Annotated in this window: 19 protein-coding genes; 15 read left to right on the plus strand and 4 right to left on the minus strand. The window is 72.2% G+C overall.

Features of this window, described 5'->3' with window-relative positions:
* Positions 1-40 precede the first annotated feature (40 nt).
* Both GA0070621_RS03785 and GA0070621_RS03790 read left to right on the plus strand, forming a co-directional pair.
* The gene (locus GA0070621_RS03785; protein ID WP_091191615.1) at positions 41-1,429 is read left to right on the plus strand and encodes a cation:dicarboxylate symporter family transporter; all 1,389 of its coding nucleotides are present in this window, start codon (positions 41-43) and stop codon (positions 1,427-1,429) included.
* Between the two features lie 151 nt (positions 1,430-1,580).
* The gene (locus GA0070621_RS03790; protein ID WP_091191616.1) at positions 1,581-2,618 is read left to right on the plus strand and encodes an aminotransferase class V-fold PLP-dependent enzyme; all 1,038 of its coding nucleotides are present in this window, start codon (positions 1,581-1,583) and stop codon (positions 2,616-2,618) included.
* Between the two features lie 9 nt (positions 2,619-2,627).
* On the opposite strand, the gene GA0070621_RS03795 is transcribed toward GA0070621_RS03790, so the two are convergent.
* On the minus strand, positions 2,628-2,843 hold the full coding sequence (locus tag GA0070621_RS03795) for a hypothetical protein (RefSeq protein WP_091191618.1): 216 nt from the start codon (positions 2,841-2,843) through the stop codon (positions 2,628-2,630).
* A 211-nt stretch (positions 2,844-3,054) separates the two neighbouring features.
* On the opposite strand from GA0070621_RS03795, the gene GA0070621_RS03800 reads away from it, so the two are divergent.
* The 5 genes from GA0070621_RS03800 (at position 3,055) to GA0070621_RS03820 (ending at position 7,745) form a co-directional block, all read left to right on the plus strand.
* Positions 3,055-3,816: an ABC transporter ATP-binding protein gene (locus GA0070621_RS03800; RefSeq protein ID WP_091201968.1), complete on the plus strand. Its 762-nt coding sequence runs from the start codon at positions 3,055-3,057 to the stop codon at positions 3,814-3,816.
* Entirely contained in the window at positions 3,803-4,495 is a 693-nt protein-coding gene (locus GA0070621_RS03805; RefSeq protein ID WP_091191620.1) for an ABC transporter ATP-binding protein, read from the plus strand. Before GA0070621_RS03800 ends, GA0070621_RS03805 begins: the two co-directional genes overlap by 14 nt.
* 46 nt (positions 4,496-4,541) lie before the next feature.
* Positions 4,542-5,795: an ABC transporter substrate-binding protein gene (locus GA0070621_RS03810; protein ID WP_167666562.1), complete on the plus strand. Its 1,254-nt coding sequence runs from the start codon at positions 4,542-4,544 to the stop codon at positions 5,793-5,795.
* Positions 5,792-6,673, plus strand: a complete 882-nt coding sequence (locus tag GA0070621_RS03815; protein ID WP_091191624.1) for a branched-chain amino acid ABC transporter permease — start codon at positions 5,792-5,794, stop codon at positions 6,671-6,673. The genes GA0070621_RS03810 and GA0070621_RS03815 overlap by 4 nt, the downstream gene beginning before the upstream one ends.
* Before the next feature lie 64 nt (positions 6,674-6,737).
* Complete coding sequence (locus GA0070621_RS03820; RefSeq protein ID WP_091191626.1) at positions 6,738-7,745, plus strand: branched-chain amino acid ABC transporter permease; 1,008 nt, start codon at positions 6,738-6,740, stop codon at positions 7,743-7,745.
* A gap of 57 nt (positions 7,746-7,802) precedes the next feature.
* Here the strand turns inward: GA0070621_RS03820 and GA0070621_RS03825 are convergent, their stop codons facing one another.
* Entirely contained in the window at positions 7,803-8,411 is a 609-nt protein-coding gene (locus GA0070621_RS03825; protein WP_091191628.1) for a hypothetical protein, read from the minus strand.
* A 781-nt stretch (positions 8,412-9,192) separates the two neighbouring features.
* Here GA0070621_RS03825 and GA0070621_RS03830 point away from each other — a divergent pair.
* Positions 9,193-10,761 (plus strand): MFS transporter, encoded by a 1,569-nt coding sequence (locus tag GA0070621_RS03830; protein ID WP_091191629.1) that lies wholly within the window; start codon positions 9,193-9,195, stop codon positions 10,759-10,761.
* An 11-nt stretch (positions 10,762-10,772) separates the two neighbouring features.
* Positions 10,773-11,381 (plus strand): TetR/AcrR family transcriptional regulator, encoded by a 609-nt coding sequence (locus GA0070621_RS03835; protein ID WP_091191631.1) that lies wholly within the window; start codon positions 10,773-10,775, stop codon positions 11,379-11,381.
* 77 nt (positions 11,382-11,458) lie between these two features.
* Here GA0070621_RS03835 and GA0070621_RS03840 read toward each other — a convergent pair whose 3' ends face one another.
* Entirely contained in the window at positions 11,459-13,378 is a 1,920-nt protein-coding gene (locus GA0070621_RS03840) for a helix-turn-helix domain-containing protein (protein WP_091191633.1), read from the minus strand.
* A 14-nt stretch (positions 13,379-13,392) separates the two neighbouring features.
* Positions 13,393-14,175, minus strand: coding sequence for a 3-hydroxybutyrate dehydrogenase (locus GA0070621_RS03845; protein WP_091191635.1), 783 nt, complete (start codon positions 14,173-14,175; stop codon positions 13,393-13,395).
* Between the two features lie 181 nt (positions 14,176-14,356).
* Between GA0070621_RS03845 and ruvC the strand changes: the two genes are divergently transcribed.
* From ruvC to secF, 6 genes are all read left to right on the plus strand, one after another.
* Positions 14,357-14,887 (plus strand): crossover junction endodeoxyribonuclease RuvC, encoded by a 531-nt coding sequence (gene ruvC, locus GA0070621_RS03850; protein ID WP_091191637.1) that lies wholly within the window; start codon positions 14,357-14,359, stop codon positions 14,885-14,887.
* A complete protein-coding gene (ruvA, locus tag GA0070621_RS03855; protein WP_091191639.1) occupies positions 14,884-15,486 on the plus strand; it encodes a Holliday junction branch migration protein RuvA in 603 nt (200 codons plus the stop codon). Before ruvC ends, ruvA begins: the two co-directional genes overlap by 4 nt.
* 109 nt (positions 15,487-15,595) lie before the next feature.
* Positions 15,596-16,660: a Holliday junction branch migration DNA helicase RuvB gene (gene ruvB, locus GA0070621_RS03860; RefSeq protein WP_091191641.1), complete on the plus strand. Its 1,065-nt coding sequence runs from the start codon at positions 15,596-15,598 to the stop codon at positions 16,658-16,660.
* Positions 16,661-16,803: 143 nt separating this feature from the next.
* Entirely contained in the window at positions 16,804-17,151 is a 348-nt protein-coding gene (gene yajC, locus GA0070621_RS03865) for a preprotein translocase subunit YajC (RefSeq protein WP_197673944.1), read from the plus strand.
* A 223-nt stretch (positions 17,152-17,374) separates the two neighbouring features.
* Positions 17,375-19,294, plus strand: a complete 1,920-nt coding sequence (secD, locus tag GA0070621_RS03870) for a protein translocase subunit SecD (protein WP_167666565.1) — start codon at positions 17,375-17,377, stop codon at positions 19,292-19,294.
* 1 nt (position 19,295) lies between these two features.
* Positions 19,296-20,483 (plus strand): protein translocase subunit SecF, encoded by a 1,188-nt coding sequence (gene secF / locus GA0070621_RS03875; protein ID WP_091191646.1) that lies wholly within the window; start codon positions 19,296-19,298, stop codon positions 20,481-20,483.
* Position 20,484: the final 1 nt, after the last annotated feature.

Below are 20,484 nucleotides of genomic sequence, written 5' to 3' on the forward strand. Positions count from 1 at the left end.
CAAGCATGGCGAGTGCTGAGACCTGACTCACATTGTGGGCATGGACACCACCACAACCACCCCCGCCACCGACCGGCCCGCCCGCCGGGACCGGACCCGGTACCTCTACCTGGCGGTCATCGTGGCCGTCGTCGCCGGCATCGTGGTCGGCCTCGTCGCCCCGGAGGCCGGCAAGGAGCTGAAGCCCCTCGGCACCGGCTTCGTCAACCTGATCAAGATGATGATCAGCCCGGTCATCTTCTGCACGATCGTCCTCGGGGTCGGATCCGTCCGCCAGGCCGCCAAGGTCGGCAAGGTCGGCGGCCTCGCCCTCGGCTACTTCCTGCTCATGTCGACGGTCGCGCTGGCGATCGGCCTGGTGGTCGGCAACCTCATCCATCCCGGCTCCGGCCTGGACCTCGGCCCGGAGGTGGCGGGCGCGGGCAAGGCTGCCGCCGGTGGCGAGAGCGGCGGTACGGTCGACTTCCTGCTCGGCGTCATCCCGACCTCGCTCATCTCCGCGCTGACCGAGGGGGAGGTGCTCCAGACGCTGCTGGTGGCCCTGCTCGTCGGCTTCGCCGTGCAGGCGCTCGGCACCCGGGGCGAGCCGGTGCTGCGGGCGGTGGGCGTGCTCCAGCGCCTCGTCTTCAAGGTGCTCGCGATGATCATGTGGGTGGCCCCGGTCGGCGCCTTCGGCGCGATGGCGGCCGTGGTGGGCGCGACCGGCGTGGACGCGCTGACCAGCCTGGCCCAGATCATGCTCGGCTTCTACGCCACCTGCCTGATCTTCGTGATCGTGGTGCTCGGCCTGCTGTTGCGCCTCGTCGCGCGGGTGTCGATCTTTTCGCTGCTGCGCTACCTGGGCCGGGAGTTCCTGCTGATCCTGTCGACCTCGTCGTCGGAGTCGGCGCTGCCCCGGCTGATCGCCAAGATGGAGCACGTCGGCGTCAGCAAGCCGGTGGTCGGCATCACGGTGCCGACCGGGTACTCCTTCAACCTCGACGGCACGGCGATCTACCTGACCATGGCCTCGCTGTTCGTCGCCGACGCGCTGGGCAAGCCGCTCTCCGTCGGCGAGCAGGTCTCGCTGCTGGTCTTCATGGTCATCGCCTCGAAGGGCGCGGCCGGCGTCACCGGGGCGGGCCTGGCCACCCTGGCCGGCGGGCTCCAGTCGCACCGCCCCGACCTGGTTGACGGGGTCGGCCTGATCGTCGGCATCGACCGGTTCATGTCCGAGGCCCGGGCGCTGACCAACTTCGCCGGCAACGCCGTCGCCACCGTGCTGGTCGGCACCTGGACCGGCGAGTTCGACCGCGACCAGGCCCGGGCCGTACTCGCCGGCCAGCGCCCGTTCGACGAGGCCACCATGCTCGACGAGGACGAGCCGGCCGAGGGGCGGACGGAGCCGCCGGCACCGCGTCCCGCCGCGCTGGCCGACGTGCCGGCCTGACCGGCGCGGACCCGACGACCCGGCCCGCACCCGCCGCCGCCCGCCACCGCCCCGGTGGCGGGCGGCCGTACGGTCGGCGGGCGGCGTTCGGGTCCACCGCTACGGAATTGGCGCTGACCGGCACCGCTCCGGCGGGGCTAGCGTCGTGCGCATGGAGCTGGAACAGGCGCGGAAGCTGTGGCAGCCGGAGCCCGGCTGGCTGAACACCGCCAGTTACGGGCTGCCGCCCGAGCCGGCCTGGGTGGCGTTGCAGGACGCCCTGGCGGACTGGCGGGTGGGACGGATCTCCTGGGAGGTCTGGGGCGAGGCCGCCGGGCAGGCCCGTGCCGGGTTCGCCCGGCTGGTCGGGGTGGCCCCGGCGGACGTGGCGATCGGCAGCACCGCGTCGCAACTGCTCGCCCCGGTCGCCGCCGCGCTGCCGCCGGGGGCCACCGTGGTCGTACCGGAGGTGGAGTTCACCTCGAACCTGTTCCCCTGGCTGGTGCAGCGGGAGCGGGGCGTCCGGGTCCGCACGGTGCCGCCGGGCGGCCTGGTCGACGCGATCGACACCGACACCGACCTGGTCGCGTTCAGCCTGGTGCAGTCCTCCGACGGCACGGTCGCCCCGTACGACGAGATCGTCGCGGCGGCCCGCGCGCACGGCGCCCTCGTCGCGGTGGACGCCACCCAGGCGTGCGGCTGGCTGCCCTTCGACGCGGGCCGGGCGGACGCGGTGGTGGTGTCGGCGTACAAGTGGCTGATGGCGCCGCGCGGCGTGGCCTTCGCCTACCTGGCCCCGGCGCTGCGCGACCGGCTGCGTCCCGACGCCGCCGGCTGGTACGCGGGCCAGGACCCGCACGGCTCCTACTACGGCCCGCCGCTGCGGCTGGCCGACGACGCCCGGCGTTTCGACATCTCCCCGGCCTGGTTCAACTACGTGGGGGCGGCGCCCGCCCTGGAACTGCTCGCCGAGATCGGCCTGCCCGCCGTGCACGCGTACGACGTGGCGCTGGCCAACCGGTTCCTGGCCGGGCTCGGCCGACCGCCCGGCGACAGCGCGATCGTGACGGTGGAGGTGCCCGGCGCGGCGGAGCGGCTGGCCCGGGCCGGGGTGCGCGCGGCGGTACGCGCCGGCCGGGTCCGGGCCTCGTTCCACCTCTACACCACGGAGGAGGACGTCGACCAGGCGCTGGATGCGCTGACGAGCTGAGGGCCGGTCCTACCGCGACCCGCTCGCCGCGCACCCGAACATCGTGGCGTAACCGTCCAGCAGGCGGCGCAGGCCGAACTCGAAGACGCCGTCCAGGTCCAGGCCGACCGCCTCGTGCAGCGTCGCCAGGGTCGGTGGCGATGCTCCGCACGTACGCAACATCGTCACCGCGGCCCGCCAGCGCGACTGGATGTCCGGACCGAGGCCGACGGTGGCATCCCACATGTCGACGCTCGCTGATGCCCTTCGAGGCCGGCGAACGGGGTCGGGCAGGTTGTGTCCTATAGGGGCGGAACCCGTCCGACCCGGGCCGAATGTGTGGAGGATAGACATGGATCGAATCTGTTGATTCGCCGTAGGTTTCCTGCACGCGACGGCCATGTGACCCCCGTCACCGAGCCGGCCGTCGGGTGCAGGACCTATGGAGGGCGTGACGATGGCCGGGCAAGCGCTCCTGTCGGCCCGCGGGCTGACCCGGGACTTCCGGGGCTTCCGGGCGGTCGACGGGGTCGACCTCGACGTGGCGCCGGAGACCGTGCACGCCCTCGTCGGGCCCAACGGGGCCGGCAAGACCACCCTGTTCAACCTGCTCACCGGCTTCCTGCCGGCGACCTCCGGGCGGATCGAGCTGGCCGGCCGGGACATCACCGGGCTGCCCCCGGAGCGGGTCGCCCGGCTCGGCGTGGCCCGCTCCTTCCAGATCACCAGCCTCTTCCCGCAGCTCTCCGCCCGGGAGCACGTGGCGCTGGCCCTCCAGTCGCCCAGCGGGCTGGGCTGGCGGTTCTGGCGCTCGGCCAAGCTGATGGGCCGCTACCGGGACCGGGCCGACGAACTGCTGGGCATGGTCGGCCTCGCCGAGCTGGCCGAGGCCCCGGCCGAGGCCCTCGCGTACGGCCGCAAGCGGGCCCTGGAACTGGCCATCGCCCTCGCCCTCGACCCGAAGGTGCTGCTGCTCGACGAGCCCACCGCCGGCATGGGACTGGAGGACGTCGACGGCACCGTGGACCTGATCGGGCGGGTGCGGGCCGGTCGCACCGTCGTCATGGTCGAGCACAACATGAGCGTCGTCGGCCGGCTCGCCGACACCGTCACCGTCCTACAAACCGGCAAGGTCCTGGTCGAGGGGCCCTACGAGCAGGTCCGCGCCGACGAACGGGTGATCACCGCCTACCTGGGAGCCGCCGATGCTGCGCATTGAGAACCTCTCCGCCTGGTACGGCGAGGCGCAGGTGCTGCGGGAGGTGAGCCTGGAGGTGGCCGCCGGGGAGGTGGTCACCCTGGTCGGCCGCAACGGCGCCGGCAAGTCCACCCTGCTGCGCTGCGTGATGGGCCTGCATCCCGGCCAGCGCGGCACGGTCACCCTGGACGGCGTCGACCTCACCCGGCTGCCGGCGTACCGGCGGGCGCGGCTCGGGCTCGGCTGGGTCCCCGACGACCGCGGCGCGTACGCCACCCTCAGCGTCACCGAGAACCTCACCCTGCCGCCCCGGGTCGGCCCCGACCCGTGGCCGCTGGAGCGGGTGTACGAGGCGTTCCCCGCCCTGTACGCCCGGCGGGACTCCGCGGCCACCATGCTCTCCGGCGGCGAGCAGCAGATGCTCGCCCTGGCCCGGGTGCTGCGCATGGGCGCCCGGCTGCTGCTCTGCGACGAGCCCACCGAAGGGCTGTCGCCGCTGCTCGTGCGGCAGGTCGGTGACCTGCTGCGGGAGGCCAAGCAGCACGGCGTGACCGTGCTGCTGGTCGAGCAGAACCTGCACTTCGCCACCGGCGTCGCCGACCGGCACTACCTGCTGGCCGAGGGACGGATCGCGGAGGCGATGGAGAACTCCGAGGTGCGCTCCCGGGAACGCGAGCTGCTGGCGTACCTCGGCATCTGAACCGACGGCTGACCCGCGCGCACCGCGCGGTACGGAAGGGATCGACATGCGCAGGAGTGTGGGTGTGGCCGCCGCCTCGGCGGCGGTGGCGGCGCTGGTCACCGGCTGCGGCGGCGGTGGACCGCAGTCCGGCGGCGACTCGAAGCTGACCGGCGACAAGATCGTGCTGGGCGTCCTCAACGACCAGTCCGGGGCCTACTCGGAGCTGTCCGGGAAGAACTCGGTCAAGGCCGTGGAGCTGGCCATCGCCGACTTCAAGGCGAAGTACGGCGACAAGGCGATCACCAAGAACATCTCGGTGGAGACCGCCGACCACCAGAACAAGCCGGACGTGGCCAACAGCAAGGCCCAGGAGATGTACGACCGCAAGGGCGTGGACATCATCCTCGACGTGCCGACCTCCTCGGCCGCGCTGAAGGTCGCCGACGTGGCCAAGGAGAAGAAGAAGCTCTACTTCAACATCGGCGCGGCCACCACCGACCTGACCGGCAAGAGCTGCAACAAGTACACCTTCCACTACGCGTACGACACGTACATGCTGGCCCACGGCACCGGCACGGTGACCACCGAGCAGATCGGCAAGAACTGGTACATCCTCTACCCGAACTACGCCTTCGGGCAGGACATGGAGAAGAACTTCTCCGCCGCCATCGCCGCGGCCGGCGGCACGGTCGTCGGCAAGGACGGCGCGCCGTTCCCGAACACCAGCGGCGACTACTCGTCGTTCCTGCTCAAGGCACCGACGCTGAACCCCAAGCCGCAGGTGCTCGGCACCATGCAGGCCGGCGCCGAGTTGGTCAACGTGGTCAAGCAGTACAACGAGTTCAAGCTGCGGGACAAGGGCGTCGGGCTGGCCGTGGGCCTGATGACCATCACCGACATCCACTCGCTCACCCCGGCCGCGCTCGCCGGCACCACCTACACCGACTCCTGGTACTGGAACTTCGACCAGCAGAACCGGGAGTGGGCCGACAAGTTCCAGAAGGAGACCGGCACCCGGCCGTCCTTCGCCCACGCGGCCAACTACTCCGCCGCCACGCAGTACCTGGAGGCGGTGCAGGCCGCCGGCACCGACGACGCGGACACCGTGGTCAAGAGCCTGGAGGGCAAGGAGGTCAACGACCTCTTCCTGCGCAACGGCAAGATCCGTGCCGAGGACCACCGGGTCATCCACGACGCGTACCTGGCCCAGGTGAAGCCGCAGGCCGAGGTGACCGAGCCGTGGGACTACGTCAAGGTCCTCAAGACCATCCCGGCCGCGGAGGCGTTCCGCGCCCCGTCGCCGGACTGCAAGCTGTGAACTTCTTCCTGCAGAACACGTTCAACGGGCTGGTGAGCGGGGCGTTCTACGCCCTGCTCGCCCTCGGGCTCGCGGTCATCTTCGGCATGCTCCGAGTGGTGAACTTCGCCCACGGCGCCTTCTACATGCTCGGCGCGTTCGGGGCGTACGTGCTGCTGTCCGAGGCGGGCGTGCCGTTCTGGGCGGCGCTGGTGATCATGCCGGTCGGGCTGGGACTGCTCGGCATGATCCTGGAGCGGGCGGTCATCCACCGGCTGACCCGGCTCGACCCGCTCTACAACTTCCTGCTCACCTTCGGCCTGACGCTGATCCTCCAGGACCTGGTCAAGTCCCGGTACGGCGTGCAGTCCAGCCCGTACGCCACGCCCGCCGAGCTGAGCGGGACGGTCGACTTCGGGCTCTTCACCTTCCCCACGTACCGGGTGTTCATCCTCGGCTTCACCGTGCTGCTCTGCGTAGCCGTGTGGTGGGTGCTGGGGCGTACCCGGGTCGGCATGGTGGTCCGGGCGGCCACCGAGCGGCCCGAGCTGACCCGGGCCTTCGGCATCGACGTGGGAAAGTGGGTCACCCCGGTCTTCGGGTTCGGCATCGCCCTCGCCGGGCTGGCCGGGGTGCTCGCCGCCCCGATGCGCGCGGTCAACCCGCTGATGGGCGCCGACCTGATCATCGTGGTCTTCGCGGTGGTGGTGATCGGCGGTCTCGGCTCGATCTTCGGCTCGGTCGCCGCCGGTTTCGGCATCGGCCTGATCCAGGCGTGGGGCGAGGCGTACCTGTCGGACTTCCCGATCGTGTCGCAGACGATCGTCTTCGTGGTGATGGCCGTGGTGCTGCTCTGGCGTCCGGCCGGCCTGTTCGGCCGTGAGGAGGCACCGGCATGAGCGAGCGGATCAGCCAGCTCAGTGCCACAGGTCATGACGACGCCGGGCGAAGCGAGGTGACGGCATGACCAACGTCGTCGACACGCCCGCCGAGGCGGCCCGCCCGGCGCCTCCGTCCGGGCTGCTCACCGTCGCCCGAGCTCCCGGCTGGGTCCGGTACGCGCTGCTCGCCGTCGGCCTGGTCGTGGCGCTCTGGCTGCCCAACGGGCTCTACCCGGCCGTGGCCGTGGACATCCTCTGCTGGGCGCTCTTCGCCGTCTCGGTGGACCTGCTGCTCGGCTTCACCGGGCTGATGTCCTTCGGGCACGCCGCCTTCTGGGGCACCTCGGCGTACGTCACCGGGCTGGTGGCGATCCACGCCGGCCTGCCGTTCCCGGCCGCCGTGCTGGCCGGGGCGCTCGCCGCGGCGTTGCTCGCGCTCCCGATCGGCTACCTCGCGGTCAAGCGCACCGGGATCTACTTCGCGATGGTCACCCTGGCCTTCGCCCAGATGGTCTACTACGTGGCCAACGAGTGGCGCTCGGTCACCCAGGGCGAGAACGGCCTCCAGGGCGTGCCGCGCTCCTTCTTCGGCGCCGACCTCTCCGACGACTACTACTTCTACTACGCGGTGCTGCCGATCGTGCTGCTCGGGCTCGCCGCCGCCTGGCGGATCGTCCACTCGCCGTTCGGCCGGGTGCTGGTCGGCATCCGCGACAATCCGGCCCGGGCCCGCGCCCTCGGTTACCCGGTGCACCGCTACAAGCTGACCGCGTTCGTCCTCTCCGGCTTCCTCGCCGGGCTCGGCGGCGGGCTCTTCGCCGTCGGCCACCGGTTCGTCTCCCTCGACGTGCTGCACTGGACCACCTCCGGCAAGGCGGTCATCGTGGTGGTGCTCGGCGGCATCGGCACCCTCTGGGGCGGCGTGCTCGGGGCAGCCCTGGTGGTACGCCTGGAGGACTGGCTGTCGTTCTCCGGGTTCGAGACGATCGGGCTGGTCACCGGGGGGATCTTCGTCCTGGTCGTACTGCTGTTCCGGCGGGGTATCTGGGGGACTGTCGCGGCCCTGGCGCTGCGTTTCCGTCGTCGGTGACGGAGACGCCGCTGGCCGGCACCCCCATGTTCGGGGGTACCGGCCAGCGGTGTTGTGTCAGCTGTTCCAGTTCTGGGCGACCAGGTCAGCGGCCTGCTGCTCCCACTGGGCGTAGGCGTCCGGGTACGCCGACACCTGCACCGTCTGCGCGGCCTTGGTCAACGGCATGTCCTGCCACCCGTCAACCTGCCTCAGACCCTTCAGGAACGCGGTCGTCGCGTACTCGGGGTCGGTGATCTGCTCCGGGCTACCCCAACCAGAGGACGGCCGCTGCTGGAACAGACCCAGCGAGTCGTGATCGTTCGCGTCACCGAGGTGACCCAGGTTCTCCAGCTTCGACTCCTGAAGCGACGTCGCGATCGAGATGACCGCGGCCCGCTCGGGCATGCCGGCCTTCTTCGTCGCCGCGATGATCGCCTTCGCGTTCGCGGTCTGCTCACCGTTCAGGTCGATCTTCGACTGGGCGCCCTGCACACCGTGCGGGACCAGCTTGCCCATGTCCACGGCCGGCTTGTCCACGGCCGGCTTGTCGGCCTGCACGGCGGCGACGGGGGTCATCGCGGTCGTGGGGGTCGTGTCGTGGTGGTGCAGCGGGCCGGCCGCCAGGCCACCGGCGAAAGCCAGACCAGCAACACCGAGAACGCTCTTACGCAGCATCGTGTTCATGACCAAAGCTCCATTCGGGGGTTTGGCGCACACGCCGATGGGGGTCGGCATCACGTGCGCAAGCACCGTCAGGCGCCCAAACAAGGGGAAAGTCTTCGACCGGCTGGCTCGCGGGGCGGGGGATCGCCTCTTCGCGGCGCCGGGACCATGTACAACGACCGACGACCCACCAACATTCCGGGCCCGGGCCACCCCGATCGCAGCGGGCGGCCATTCCCCGTGAGGCGGGGCCTTCCTCGGCCGTGCAGCCCGGTACAACGCCCGCCGACCGCCGACCATTCCCTCCGCGACGCCACCCCGCCGCCCCGGAACCGGACACCCGACGCATACGACCCGCGCCGGTCAGGCGAAGCCCACCAAGATCCACACAACATCCCCGCAATGGGCCCATCCCAGCGCTACGGAACCGCAACTACCCCGAAACTGGCCCCTCGGGTACACCGATGCCGCAACTTCCCCGACAGTGGAGCTTCAGGCACACGACGAGGCCGCAACTTCCCCGAAAATGCCCTCGGGGCGCGACGGGGCCACGACTTCCCCGAAGTTGGCCCCTCGCCAGCGACGCCTCACCCTGCGGTGGTCCCTCGCCCAGTGCGACTCGGTCACGTTCTCTCGCTGGCGGCCGTCGTGCGTTGTGCCGCCGAGTGCACGGCTGCGTGACCTGGGGCACAAACGATACGAACCGGTTCCGTATCGAATCTTGCTCGCCTACGCTCAACCATCGTTACGAGTCTGCCCCGTATCGTATTTCGACGCGGGTGAGCCGGGGGGAGAACCGGACATGGAGCCGCACCAGAACACCGGACACCCGAGGAGGTGGGCGATCCTGGGGGTGCTGGTGATCAGCCTCCTCGTGGTCGTCCTCGACAACACCATCCTCAACGTCGCCCTGCGTACCCTCGCCGACCCGGTGCACGGCCTCGGCGCCAGCCAGGGCGAGCTGGAGTGGGCGATCAACTCCTACACGCTGGTCTTCGCCGGTCTGCTCTTCACCTTCGGTGTCCTGGGCGACCGCCTCGGGCGCCGGCGTTTCCTGCTGATCGGCCTGGCCCTGTTCGGGCTGGCGTCGCTGCTGTCGGCGTACGCCCAGGACCCGGCGCAGCTGATCGCGGCCCGCGCCCTGATGGGTGTCGGTGGCGCGGCCATCATGCCGGTGACCCTGTCGATCATCTCCAACGTCTTCGATCCCCGCGAGCGGGCCCGGGCGATCGGCGTCTGGGCCGGCGCGGTCGGCCTCGCCGTGGCGATCGGCCCGGTCCTCGGCGGCGCCCTGCTGGAGCACTACTGGTGGGGCTCGGTCTTCCTGATCAACGTGCCGGTGGTGGCGCTCGGCCTGGTGCTGGTCACCGCGCTGGTGCCGGAGTCCCGCGACCCGAACCCCGGCCGGGTGGACGCGCCGGGCGTGCTGCTGTCCGTGGTCGGCCTGGTCGGCCTCACCTACGGCATCATCGACGGCGGTGAGCACGGCTTCGACCGGCTGCGGGTCTGGGTCGCCATCGTCGGCGGGCTCGCGGTGCTGGCCTGGTTCATCGTCCACGAGCTGCGTAGCGACCACCCGTCGCTGGACGTCCGGCTGTTCCGGGTGCCCCGGTTCGCCGCTCCGGTGGCGATGGTCGGGCTGGTCTTCTTCGCCGCGATGGGCGTGATGTTCTTCGGCGCGTTCTACCTCCAGCTGGTACGCGGCTACAGCCCGCTGGAGAGCGGCCTGCTCTTCCTGCCGTTCGCGGTCGCCCAGCTGATCTTCGCCCCGCGCAGCGCCGCGATGGTCCGCCGCTACGGCGGTCGGGCCGTCTCCACCGTCGGGCTGCTGCTCACCGCCGCCGCGCTCGGCGCGTTCGTCCTCATCGACGCGGACACGCCGATCTGGATCTTCTCGGCGCTGGGCTTCCTCCAGGGAGCCGGGATGGCCAACATCATGCCGCCGGCCACCGAGTCGATCATGTCGGCGCTGCCCCGGGAGAAGGCCGGCGTCGGTTCGGCCGTGAGCAACACCGTCCGCCAGGTGGCCGGCGCGCTCGGCGTGGCCGTACTCGGCTCGGTGCTCTCCGCGGTCTACCGGGACCACGTCGCGACGTCGCTCGCCGACCTGCCCGCCCCGGCCCGGGCGGCGGCCGAGGAGTCCATCTCCGGGGCGTACGCGGCGGCGGCCCAGCTCGGCCCGGTGGCGCCGAGGCTGATCGCGGCGGCCAACGACGCGTTCGTCTCGGCGATGCACTGGGCCGCGGCGGTCTCCGCGCTGGTGGCCGCGCTCGGTGTCGTCATCGTGCTCCGCTGGATGCCGGGCCGTCCGGTGCCCGCGCCGGCCGACGCCCGGCCGGCGGCCGAACCGGAGCTGGCCGGGACCGCCTAGGCTCGGCGACAATGTCTGACATGAGTTCCACCGCCGATGCTCCGCGGTCGCCCGGGCGACCGCGGAGCGTCCGCGCGGACGAGGCGATCGTGCAGGCCACCCTGGACCTGCTCGCCGAGGGCAGCACGATCGAGGCGCTGTCCATCGAGGCGATCGCGGCTCGGGCCGGGGTGGGCAAGGCCACCATCTACCGCCGCTGGTCGGGCAAGGACGCCCTGCTGCTCGACGCGCTGCACACGCTCAAGGGCACCCCGCCCCAGCCGGCGGGCCACTCCGTCCGGGACGACCTGGTGCTCCTGGTCGGCGCGATCGGGCACAACATCGACCCCCGGGCCGCGAAGATCATGCCGTGCCTGGTGCCCGAGGTGAACCGCAGCCCGGCCCACTACCGGCTCTACCAGAACATGGTCGAGCCGCGCCGGAAGCTCATGCGGCAGGTGCTCCAGCGCGGCGTACGCACCGGGGAACTCCGCGCCGACCTGGACATCGAGCTGGCGATGGCGCTGCTGAGCGGGCCGATGCTGATGCAGCGGATGCTGCGCTGGCAGCCGGAGCTGGACGGCAGGATCCTGCCGGAGCGGATCGTCGACGCCGTCCTGGACGGCCTCCGCGCCCGCTGACCGTCTGCCGGCCGCGCCGGTGGCCGACCGGACGCCGTGGCTGGCGCTGACCGTCACGCGCGCTGCTCGGCGTCGGCTCAGTCGGCGGGTGTGCGCAGCCGGTGCAGCCGCAGCGCCAACTGCACCTCCAGCGCCCGCTCCGGCTTCTGCCAGTCCGCGCCGAGCAGCTGCCCGACCCGCTCCAGCCGCTGGGTCACCGTGTTGACGTGTACGTGTAGCAGCTCGGCCGCGCGGGCCAGGCTGCCGCCCATCCCGAAGTACGCCTCCAACGTCTTCACCAGCGCGGTGCCCCGGCGGGCGTCGTAGTCGACCACCGGTCCCACCGTCGCGGTGAGGAACCCGGCCACGTCCCGGTCGCCCGAGTCGCCGACCGCGCCCAGCAGCAGCCCGACGAAACCCAGCTCGGCCGTGCTCGCGCCCTGGCCGGCGCGGCCCAGCGCGCCCAGCGCGGTCAGGCAGCGTTCCGCCTCGGCGAACGCGGTGGCCAGCGACGCCGGGCCGGTCGACGGCCCGCTCGCCCCGGCGGTCACCGGCCGGCCGGTGACCCGGGACAGGTCGCGGGCCACCGCGCGCGCCGCGCCGCCGGCGTCCCTGCCGGGCAGCATCAGCACCACCCGGCCGTCCCGCGCCGCGGCCAGGCCGCCCCGGGTCGAGGCGTACGTGGTGGCCCAGGAGAGCACCCGCTGCCGGGCCGAGCCGGTCGCGGCGATGGCATCGTCGCCGACCGCCACCAGCACGTGCGGGGCGTCCAGGTCCACCCCGAGCCGGCGGGCCCGGCTGCGCAGCGCGTCGGTGTCCCGCAGCGGTCGGGCGATCAGGTCGTCCAGCAGCTCGCCCCGGACCCGTCCCTCCGCCTCCGCCACCGTCCGCCGGAACAGCAGCAGCAGCGCGGTCACCAGCGCGGCCCGCTCCAGAATCCGCTGGTCGGCGTCGACCAGCTCGCCGTCCGGGCGCAGCACCAGCGCGCCCAGGTTCTCCGCGCCGGCCACCACCGCGGCGTACCAGAGCGGACCCCGGCGGACGCTGCGCCCCTCGGTACGGGACGCGGCCACCGCCTCCACCATGTCCGCCCGGTCCGGCTCCTCGATCTCGCCCACCCGGGCCAGCCGGCGCCCCTCGGCGTCCAGCGCCAGCAGCGCCCCGCCGAGCACGTCGGTGACCGCCGCCGCCACGTCCTCCATCCCGCCGCCGCGTACCACCAGGCCGGTCATCCGGTCGTGCGCGGCGGCGGCCCGCTCCACCGAGCTGCTGTGCGCCCGGATCGTGCTGTTCGCGGCCGAGAGCTCCGCCAGCGCCGAGCGGGTCTCCGCGAGCAGCCGGGCGGTGTCGATCGCCACCGCCGCGTGCGCCGCGAGGGAGACCAGCAGCGACACCTCCTCCCGGGCGAACGGGCGGGCCGACCGGTTGGCCGCGTACAGCACGCCGATCACGCTGGACCCGAGCCGCAGCGGTACGCCGAGGATGGCCACCAGGCCCTCCTCGCCGACCCCGTCGTCGATCTCCCCGGTGTGCCGGAAACGGGCGTCCTCCTGGTAGTTGGCGGTGACGTACGGGGTGCCGGTCTGGGCCACCAGCCCGCCCAGGCCGTCGCCCATCTCCAGCCGCAGCCGCTGGAACCGCGCCGAGATCGAGCCGTCGGTGACCCGCATGTACGTGTCGCCGCGCTCCTCGTCGTTGAGCGTCATGTACGCCACGTCGGTGCCGAGCAGGATCCGGGCCCGGTGCACGATCGCCCGCAGCACGTCGTCCAGGTCGCGCAGCCCGGCCAGGTCGCTGGCCGTGTCGTACAGGCCGGACAGCTCGGTCTCCCGGCGGCGCCGGCGCTCCAGCAGCGCGCGGACCCGCAGCGCCACCACCTTCGCCTGCTCCAACTCGGCCAGCCGCTCGGCCGGCAGGCCGGCGGCCCGGGCCGCGACCAGCGGCCCTTCGAACTCGACCGCGGCGGCCTCCCGGGCCAGCAGTTCCAGGAACTCGACCGGCGACGACATGACCGACATTGTGCGCGCGGCCACTAGTTGGCCGTCCAGCCCCCGTCGAGGGCGATCGAGGCACCGGTGATGAACGCGGCCGGCGGCGCGCAGAGGTACGCGACCAACTCCGCCACTTCCTCCGGCTCGATCAGCCGCTTGATCGCCGCCCGGGCCAGCATGATCTTCTCGACCACCTCGTCCTCGCCGATGCCGTGCGTGGCGGCCTGGTCGGCGATCTGGCTCTCCACCAGCGCCGTCCGCACGTACGCCGGGTTGATGCAGTTGGCGGTCACCCCGTGCGCGGCGCCCTCCAGCGCCACCACCTTCGACAGCCCCTCCAGGGCGTGCTTGGCCGACACGTACGCCGCCTTGTAGGGCGAGGCGCGCAGCCCGTGCACCGAGGAGATGTTGACGATCCGGCCCCAGCCCTGCGCGTACATGTGCGGCAGGGCCCGCCGGATCAGCAGGAACGGCGCCTCCACCATCACCCGGTGCAGGTACTCGAAGCGCTCGGTGGAGAACTCCTGCACCGGCGCGACGTGCTGCAACCCGGCGTTGTTGACCACGATGTCCATGTTCGCGTCGAGCCGGTCCACCGCCGCCGCGTCGGCCAGGTCGATGCCCTCGGCCCGGCCGCCCGCCTCGGCGGCCACCGCCTTGGCCGCCTCCGCGTTGCGGTCGACCACCAGCACGGCCGCGCCGGCGGCCGCCAGGCGCAGGGCGCAGGCCCGTCCGATGCCGCTGCCACCACCGGTCACCAGGGCGTTACGACCGGACAGGTCGACGCGTACGACGTGGGGGACCGCCACGGGTTCTGCCGTCATGGCGCAAAAAGTTACGAGCCTTGTGGCCGGCGGCACATGGGGCGGCGACACATACTCGACCGGCTCGGTGTGTGGCGTACCTCGGGTCCGCCGGCTCCCGGCGTGTCCACCCGGCCGCGTGTCAGGGCGTACCAGTAGGGTGTCGAACACACGTACTGCTGGCGGTCGGGGAGGAGGCGGCGTGCGGGTGCTCGGCGTCGACCCGGGGCTGACCCGGTGCGGGGTCGGCGTGGTCGAGGGCGTGCCGGGGCGACCCTGCACGCTGGTCGCCTATTACGTCGTCCACACCGACCCGGCCGACGAGCTGCCGCTGCGCCTGCTGCACCTGGACCGCTCGCTCACCGACCTGGTCGCCGAGCACCGGCCGGACGCGGTGGCCGTGGAGCGGGTGTTCAGCCAGCACAACGTCCGCACCGTGATGGGCACCGCCCAGGCCAGCGGGATCGCCGTGCTGGCCGGGGCGCGGGCCGGGCTGCCGGTGCAGACGTACACCCCGAGCGAGGTCAAGGCGGCGGTGACCGGGTCCGGTCAGGCCGACAAGGCGCAGATGACCATGATGGTCACCCGGCTGTTGCGGCTGCCCGAGCCGCCCCGGCCCGCCGACGCGGCCGACGCGCTGGCCCTGGCCATCTGTCATGTCTGGCGCGGCGGCACCCGGTCCAAGCTGGCCGCCGCCGCCGAACGGGCCCGACGAGGAGGGATCCGAGGATGATCGCCAGCGTGCGTGGCACGGTGACCGCGACCGGTCCGGACCACGCGGTGGTGGAGGTGGGCGGCATCGGCCTGGCGGTGCAGTGTGCCCCCGGCACCCTCGCCGAGCTGCGGGTCGGCCAGCCGGCCCGGCTCGCCACCAGCCTGGTCGTCCGCGAGGACTCGCTCACCCTCTACGGCTTCGCCGACGACGACGCCAAGCAGCTTTTCGAGTTGCTCCAGACCGCCAGCGGGGTGGGCCCCCGGCTGGCCCAGGCGGTGCTCGCCGTGCACACCCCGGACGCGGTGCGCAAGGCCATCGCCAACGCCGACACCGCAGCGCTGACCCGGGTGCCCGGGATCGGCAAGAAGGGCGCCGAGCGCCTCGTCCTCGAACTGCGCGACCGGATCGGCCCGGTGCCGGTCGGGCCGGACGGTGCCGCCGGGGTCACCGCGGGCGGCTGGCCGGAGCAGGTGCGTCAGGCCCTGGTCGGGCTCGGCTGGACGGCCGCCCAGGCCGAGCAGGCCGTCGCCGCGGTCGCCGAGACCGTCGACGGGGCGACCCCGCCGGTGCCGGTCCTGCTCAAGCAGGCCATCCGCCTCCTGGGTCGGACCCGGTGATGAGCGCGGGGACGCGCGTTCCGGGGCGGCTCGCGTGGGACGCGGCCGGGCCGGAGTGCGCGCCTGAGCCGGGTTCGCGAGCCTCGCAGTCGCGAATGGAAGGCAAGCGATGACGGGGGAGAACCTGGTCTCGGCGTACGTCAGCGACGCGGAACGGGACGCGGAGGCCAGCGTCCGGCCGAAGCGCCTGGACGAGTTCATCGCCCAGCACCGGGTCCGGGACCAGCTCGACCTGCTGCTCAAGGGTGCGATGCGGCGGGGCTCGCCGCCCGACCACATCCTTCTCTCGGGGCCGCCTGGCCTCGGCAAGACCACGTTGGCCAATATCGTGGCGGCCGAGCTGGGCTCGGGGATCCGGGTGACCAGCGGCCCGGCGATCGAGCGCTCCGGCGACCTGGCCGCCATCCTGACCAGCCTCGCCGAGGGCGACGTCCTGTTCATCGACGAGATCCACCGGATCGCCCGGCCGGCCGAGGAACTGCTCTACAGCGCGATGGAGGACTTCCGGGTCGACGTGGTGGTCGGCAAGGGGCCCGGGGCCACCGCCATTCCCCTCGACGTGGAGCCGTTCACCCTGGTCGGCGCGACCACCCGCTCCGGCCTGCTCACCGGGCCGATGCGGGACCGGTTCGGCTTCGTCGCCCACCTCGACTTCTACACCCCGGCCGAGCTGGAGGTGCTGCTGCGCCGCTCGGCCCGGATCCTCGGGGTGCCGATCACCGACGAGGGGGCGGCCGAGGTCGCCGGCCGCTCCCGGGGCACCCCGCGGATCGCCAACCGGCTGCTGCGCCGGGTCCGGGACTTCGCCGAGGTCCGGGCCGACGGGGTGGTCACCCTGGAGACCTCCCGGGCCGCCCTCACCGTGTACGACGTCGACGCGCTCGGGCTGGACCGGCTCGACCGGGCGGTGCTCACCGCGCTGGTCGACTCGTTCCGGGGTGGTCCGGTCGGCCTCTCCACCCTCGCCGTGGCGGTCGGGGAGCAGCCGGACACGGTCGAGGAGGTCTGCGAGCCCTTCCTGGTGCGGGCCGGCCTGCTGGCCCGCACGCCCCGGGGGCGGGTGGCCACCGAGGCTGCCTGGCACCACCTGGGGCGTACGCCGCCGAATGGTACATTTGGTACCGATACCCCTTCCGCGCCCGATCTTTTCTCCGCCCAGGCCGACCAGCCGTGATCCGAACGTGATCTGTGCCGCATTCGGTCTTCCCAGGTGCAGGGACTAGACTTCGCCGCGGTCTGTACAGGACGTGAGAATCCGCCTCCGCTCCGGCGCCCCCTGGCGGGGCGGCGCGGAGGCCAATGGGAAGGTCTGAAACCGTGCTTTACGCAGCAGCGAGTGGTGGGGGAGCCGGCAGCCTGACGCCGATCCTGATGATCGCTCTGCTCTTCGGCGTCATGTATTTCATGATGATCCGCCCCCAGCAGAAGCGGCGCCGCGAGGCCGAGCAGATGCAGAACACGCTTGCCCCGGGCGACGAGGTCGTCACCATCGGCGGGCTCTACGGCACGGTCACCGGCGTGGACGACGAGACCGTCCTGCTGGAGGTCGCCCCGGGCGTCCAGACCCGGTACGCGCGCCCGGCGGTCGCCCGGGTGGTCAAGCAGGCCGAGCGCCCCGAGACGATCGAGCCGGTCACCGAGGACGCGGAGCCGGTCAAGGAATGACCGCCGGCCCCGTACGGGGCAGCGGATTCAGCGCCACAAGTGGATAGTTGGGTCGGCGCCCGACGCCGGCACGCGGGAATTTCCTCCGGCGTCGCCGCGTCGTCACCCCTGGAGGCGTGTCGGTGGACGGTGCCGGCCCACCCAACCAGTCGGGCGGACACCCCCGGCCCGATCTTCGTCGCCGCTGCCCAGCGGTGCGACCGTACAGGGAGACAAGACAGCCGTGGCACCACCTCAGGGACAGATGCGCCCCGGACGGCAGCTCGCCGTGCTCGGGCTCATCTTTGTCGTCCTCTATCTCTTGGTGTTCTTCTCGGGCGGTGCCAGCGGTGGCTGGAAGGACCGGCTGGAGCCCCGGCTCGGCCTGGACCTGGTCGGCGGCACCCGGCTGACGCTTGAGGCCACCAACAGCGTGGACGGCAAGCCCCCGACGGCCGCCAACCTCGAGGAGGCGCGCCAGATCATCGAGAGCCGGGTCAACGCGTACGGCGTGGCCGAGGCCGAGGTGGTCACCGAGGGCAACCGGAACATCGTCATCTCCCTGCCCGGTGAGAACCGGGACCTGACCGACGTCGGCAGCGCCGCCGAGCTGCGCTTCCGCAAGGTCCTCAAGGCCACCGACGGCAGCGGCGCCACCGTCGCGCCGGCCCCGAGCGCCAGCGCCACCCCGGAGCCGTCGGGCAGCGCCACGCCGGCCCCGTCGGGCAGCGCGACGCCGTCCGGCAGCGCCGCGCCGAAGGCCACCGCCTCGCCGAGCACCGGCGGGCAGGGTGGCATGGCCCCGGCGCCGAGCGCCAGCGCCACGCCGACCCCGTCGGCCTCGGCGAGCGCCGCCGAGCCGACCGCGAGCCCGAGCGCGAGCGAGGAGCCGGTTTCGCAGACCGTCGAGGAGCAGCGCAAGGCCGTCGAGCAGAAGGTCGGCGCGGACGCCTGGTCCGCCGCCACCGGCCTGCAGGCCCCGGCCGACCTGACCGCCGACCCGGCGCTGGCCGAGAAGCTCAAGCCGTTCGGCACCCTCTCCCCGCAGGAGATCGCGGTGCTGCCGGTCGACATGCAGTTCAACGTCCCGACCATCACCTGCGCCCAGCTCGACAAGCGGCCGCCGGCGTCGATCAAGGACGAGAAGCAGAAGGCTGTCGCCTGCGAGTCCGGTGCCAAGTACCTGCTGGACGTGGCGAAGGTGGTCGGCACCGACGTCAAGAACGCGTCCGCCCAGCTCGACCAGGCCAGCGCCTGGGTGGTGAGCCTGAACTTCACGGGCAAGGGCCAGGAGCGGTGGACCGCGCTGACCCGCGAGTCGTACAACAACGAGGGCCAGGCGTGCGACCAGACCGCGCTCGGCCAGGACGGCAAGTGCCGGGTCGCCGTGGTGCTGGACAACGAGATCGTCTCGTCCCCGGAGATCCAGGGCGTGCTGACCGGTGACTCCCAGATCACCGGCAACTTCGACAGCAAGAGCGCCAACCAGTTGGCCAGCCAGCTCCGCTACGGCGCCCTGCCGGTGACCTTCGTGCCGCAGGAGCAGCAGAACGTCACCGCGACCCTGGGCGACAGCCACCTCAAGGCGGGCCTGCTCGCGGCCGGCATCGGCATGCTGCTGGTCATCATCTACTCGTTCTTCTACTACCGGCTGCTCGGCTCGGTCATCTTCCTCAGCCTGGTGCTCTCCGGCCTGCTGGTCTTCGGCTCCCTGGTGGTGCTCGGCCGGTCGATCGGGTTCACCCTCACCCTCGCCGGCCTCGCCGGCATGATCGTCTCGCTCGGTGTGGCGGCGGACTCGTTCGTCATCTACTTCGAGCGGCTCAAGGACGAGATCCGGGAGGGCCGCAGCCCGCGCAGTGCGGTGCCGCGGGCGTGGATCCGGGCCCGCCGGACGATCATCTCGGCGAACGCCATCACCCTGATGTCCGCCGTGGTGCTCTACATCGTCTCGGTCGGCGCGGTGAAGGGCTTCGCCTTCGCGCTCGGCCTGGCGACCGTCCTCGACCTGGTCGTCGTGTTCCTCTTCCGTCACCCGATCATGACGATGTTCGCCCGGACCCGGGCGTTCCTGTCCCCGCGGGTCAGCGGTCTCGGTCGGGCCCTGCCGGTCCGGTCGGCCGAGCAGGCCACCGCTCGCAACCCGCGCGTCAAGGAGGCCTGAGATGGCTAAGACTGGTCTGGCGTCCCGGCTCTACCGGGGCGAGGCCGATCTCAACATCGTCGGCCGGCGCAAGCTGTGGTTCGGCGTCGCCGGTCTGCTGGTGCTGGTCGCCGTGTTCAGCTTCGCGTTCCGCGGTTTCAGCCTCGGCATCGAGTTCGCCGGCGGCAACTCGTTCCAGGTGCCGGCCAGCGTCGGCACCCTGGACCAGGCCGAGGAGAAGGTCAACGCGGCGCTGCAGGCCCAGGGCGGCGGGATCACCGTGGTCACCGCGCAGAAGGTCGGCAGCACCAGCGGCGAGTACTACGAGCTGCGCACCGCGCAGCTCAGCGCCGAGCAGGCCAACGCGGTCAAGGCCGAGATGGCCCAGGAGTTCGGCATCAACGCCGACCAGATCAGCGGCAGCCAGGTCTCCGAGGCGTGGGGCAGCCAGGTCACCTCCCGGGCCCTGCTCGGTCTGTTGATTTTCATCGCGGTGGTGGCGATCTACCTGATCCTGCGCTTCGAGTGGCGGATGGCGATCGCCGCGATCGCCTCGCTGCTCACCAACCTGGTCCTCACCGCCGGCATCTACTCCCTGGTCGGCTTCGAGGTCACCCCGTCGACGATCATCGGCTTCCTCACCATCCTGGGCTTCGCGCTCTACGACGTGGTGGTGGTCTTCGACAAGGTCCAGGAGAACACCCGCGGCATCACCGCGAACAACAACACGACCTACGGCGAGGCGTCCAACCTGGCGCTGAACCAGAGCCTGATGCGGTCGCTGAACACCTCGGTGGTCGCCCTGCTCCCGGTCGGCGGTCTGCTCTTCATCGGCGCGGGCCTGCTCGGCGCGGGCACGCTGAAGGACCTGGGCCTGGTGCTCTTCGTCGGTATGGCGGTGGCGTTCCTGACCTCGATCCTGCTGGCCACCCCGGCGCTGGTGCTGCTGAAGAACCAGGACCCGCGGATCAACGCGCACAACAAGCGGGTGCTGGCCCGCCGGGGCGCGATCGCCCGGGGCGAGGTCGCCCCGAAGGGCGCGCCGCGGGCCGTGGTGGCCGGCGACGACGTCATCGACCCGGAGGCGGCCGCCCTCGCCGGGGCCGCCCCGAAGGTGGGCGCCCGGCCGGTCGGCAAGCGTTCCACCGGCGCCCGGGGCGGTCGCCCCGGCGGCGGGGGCAACCGGCCCGGCGGCGCGAAGCGCCGCTGAC

This window comes from Micromonospora narathiwatensis, assembly GCF_900089605.1.
GTDB classification, from domain to species: Bacteria; Actinomycetota; Actinomycetes; order Mycobacteriales; family Micromonosporaceae; genus Micromonospora; species Micromonospora narathiwatensis.

What these genes read in the sequence shown, in the direction of transcription:
- ruvA (WP_091191639.1), top strand. Translation starts at nt 14,884, where the DNA reads ATGATCGCCAGCGTGCGTGGCACGGTGACCGCGACCGGTCCGGACCAC.
- GA0070621_RS03810 (WP_167666562.1), top strand. Translation starts at nt 4,542, where the DNA reads ATGCGCAGGAGTGTGGGTGTGGCCGCCGCCTCGGCGGCGGTGGCGGCG.
- GA0070621_RS03845 (WP_091191635.1), bottom strand. Translation starts at nt 14,175, where the DNA reads ATGACGGCAGAACCCGTGGCGGTCCCCCACGTCGTACGCGTCGACCTG.
- GA0070621_RS03835 (WP_091191631.1), top strand. Translation starts at nt 10,773, where the DNA reads ATGTCTGACATGAGTTCCACCGCCGATGCTCCGCGGTCGCCCGGGCGA.
- GA0070621_RS03825 (WP_091191628.1), bottom strand. Translation starts at nt 8,411, where the DNA reads ATGAACACGATGCTGCGTAAGAGCGTTCTCGGTGTTGCTGGTCTGGCT.
- GA0070621_RS03785 (WP_091191615.1), top strand. Translation starts at nt 41, where the DNA reads ATGGACACCACCACAACCACCCCCGCCACCGACCGGCCCGCCCGCCGG.
- GA0070621_RS03795 (WP_091191618.1), bottom strand. Translation starts at nt 2,843, where the DNA reads ATGTGGGATGCCACCGTCGGCCTCGGTCCGGACATCCAGTCGCGCTGG.
- GA0070621_RS03830 (WP_091191629.1), top strand. Translation starts at nt 9,193, where the DNA reads ATGGAGCCGCACCAGAACACCGGACACCCGAGGAGGTGGGCGATCCTG.
- GA0070621_RS03840 (WP_091191633.1), bottom strand. Translation starts at nt 13,378, where the DNA reads ATGTCGGTCATGTCGTCGCCGGTCGAGTTCCTGGAACTGCTGGCCCGG.
- GA0070621_RS03805 (WP_091191620.1), top strand. Translation starts at nt 3,803, where the DNA reads ATGCTGCGCATTGAGAACCTCTCCGCCTGGTACGGCGAGGCGCAGGTG.
- GA0070621_RS03820 (WP_091191626.1), top strand. Translation starts at nt 6,738, where the DNA reads ATGACCAACGTCGTCGACACGCCCGCCGAGGCGGCCCGCCCGGCGCCT.
- GA0070621_RS03790 (WP_091191616.1), top strand. Translation starts at nt 1,581, where the DNA reads ATGGAGCTGGAACAGGCGCGGAAGCTGTGGCAGCCGGAGCCCGGCTGG.
- GA0070621_RS03800 (WP_091201968.1), top strand. Translation starts at nt 3,055, where the DNA reads ATGGCCGGGCAAGCGCTCCTGTCGGCCCGCGGGCTGACCCGGGACTTC.
- secF (WP_091191646.1), top strand. Translation starts at nt 19,296, where the DNA reads ATGGCTAAGACTGGTCTGGCGTCCCGGCTCTACCGGGGCGAGGCCGAT.
- ruvB (WP_091191641.1), top strand. Translation starts at nt 15,596, where the DNA reads ATGACGGGGGAGAACCTGGTCTCGGCGTACGTCAGCGACGCGGAACGG.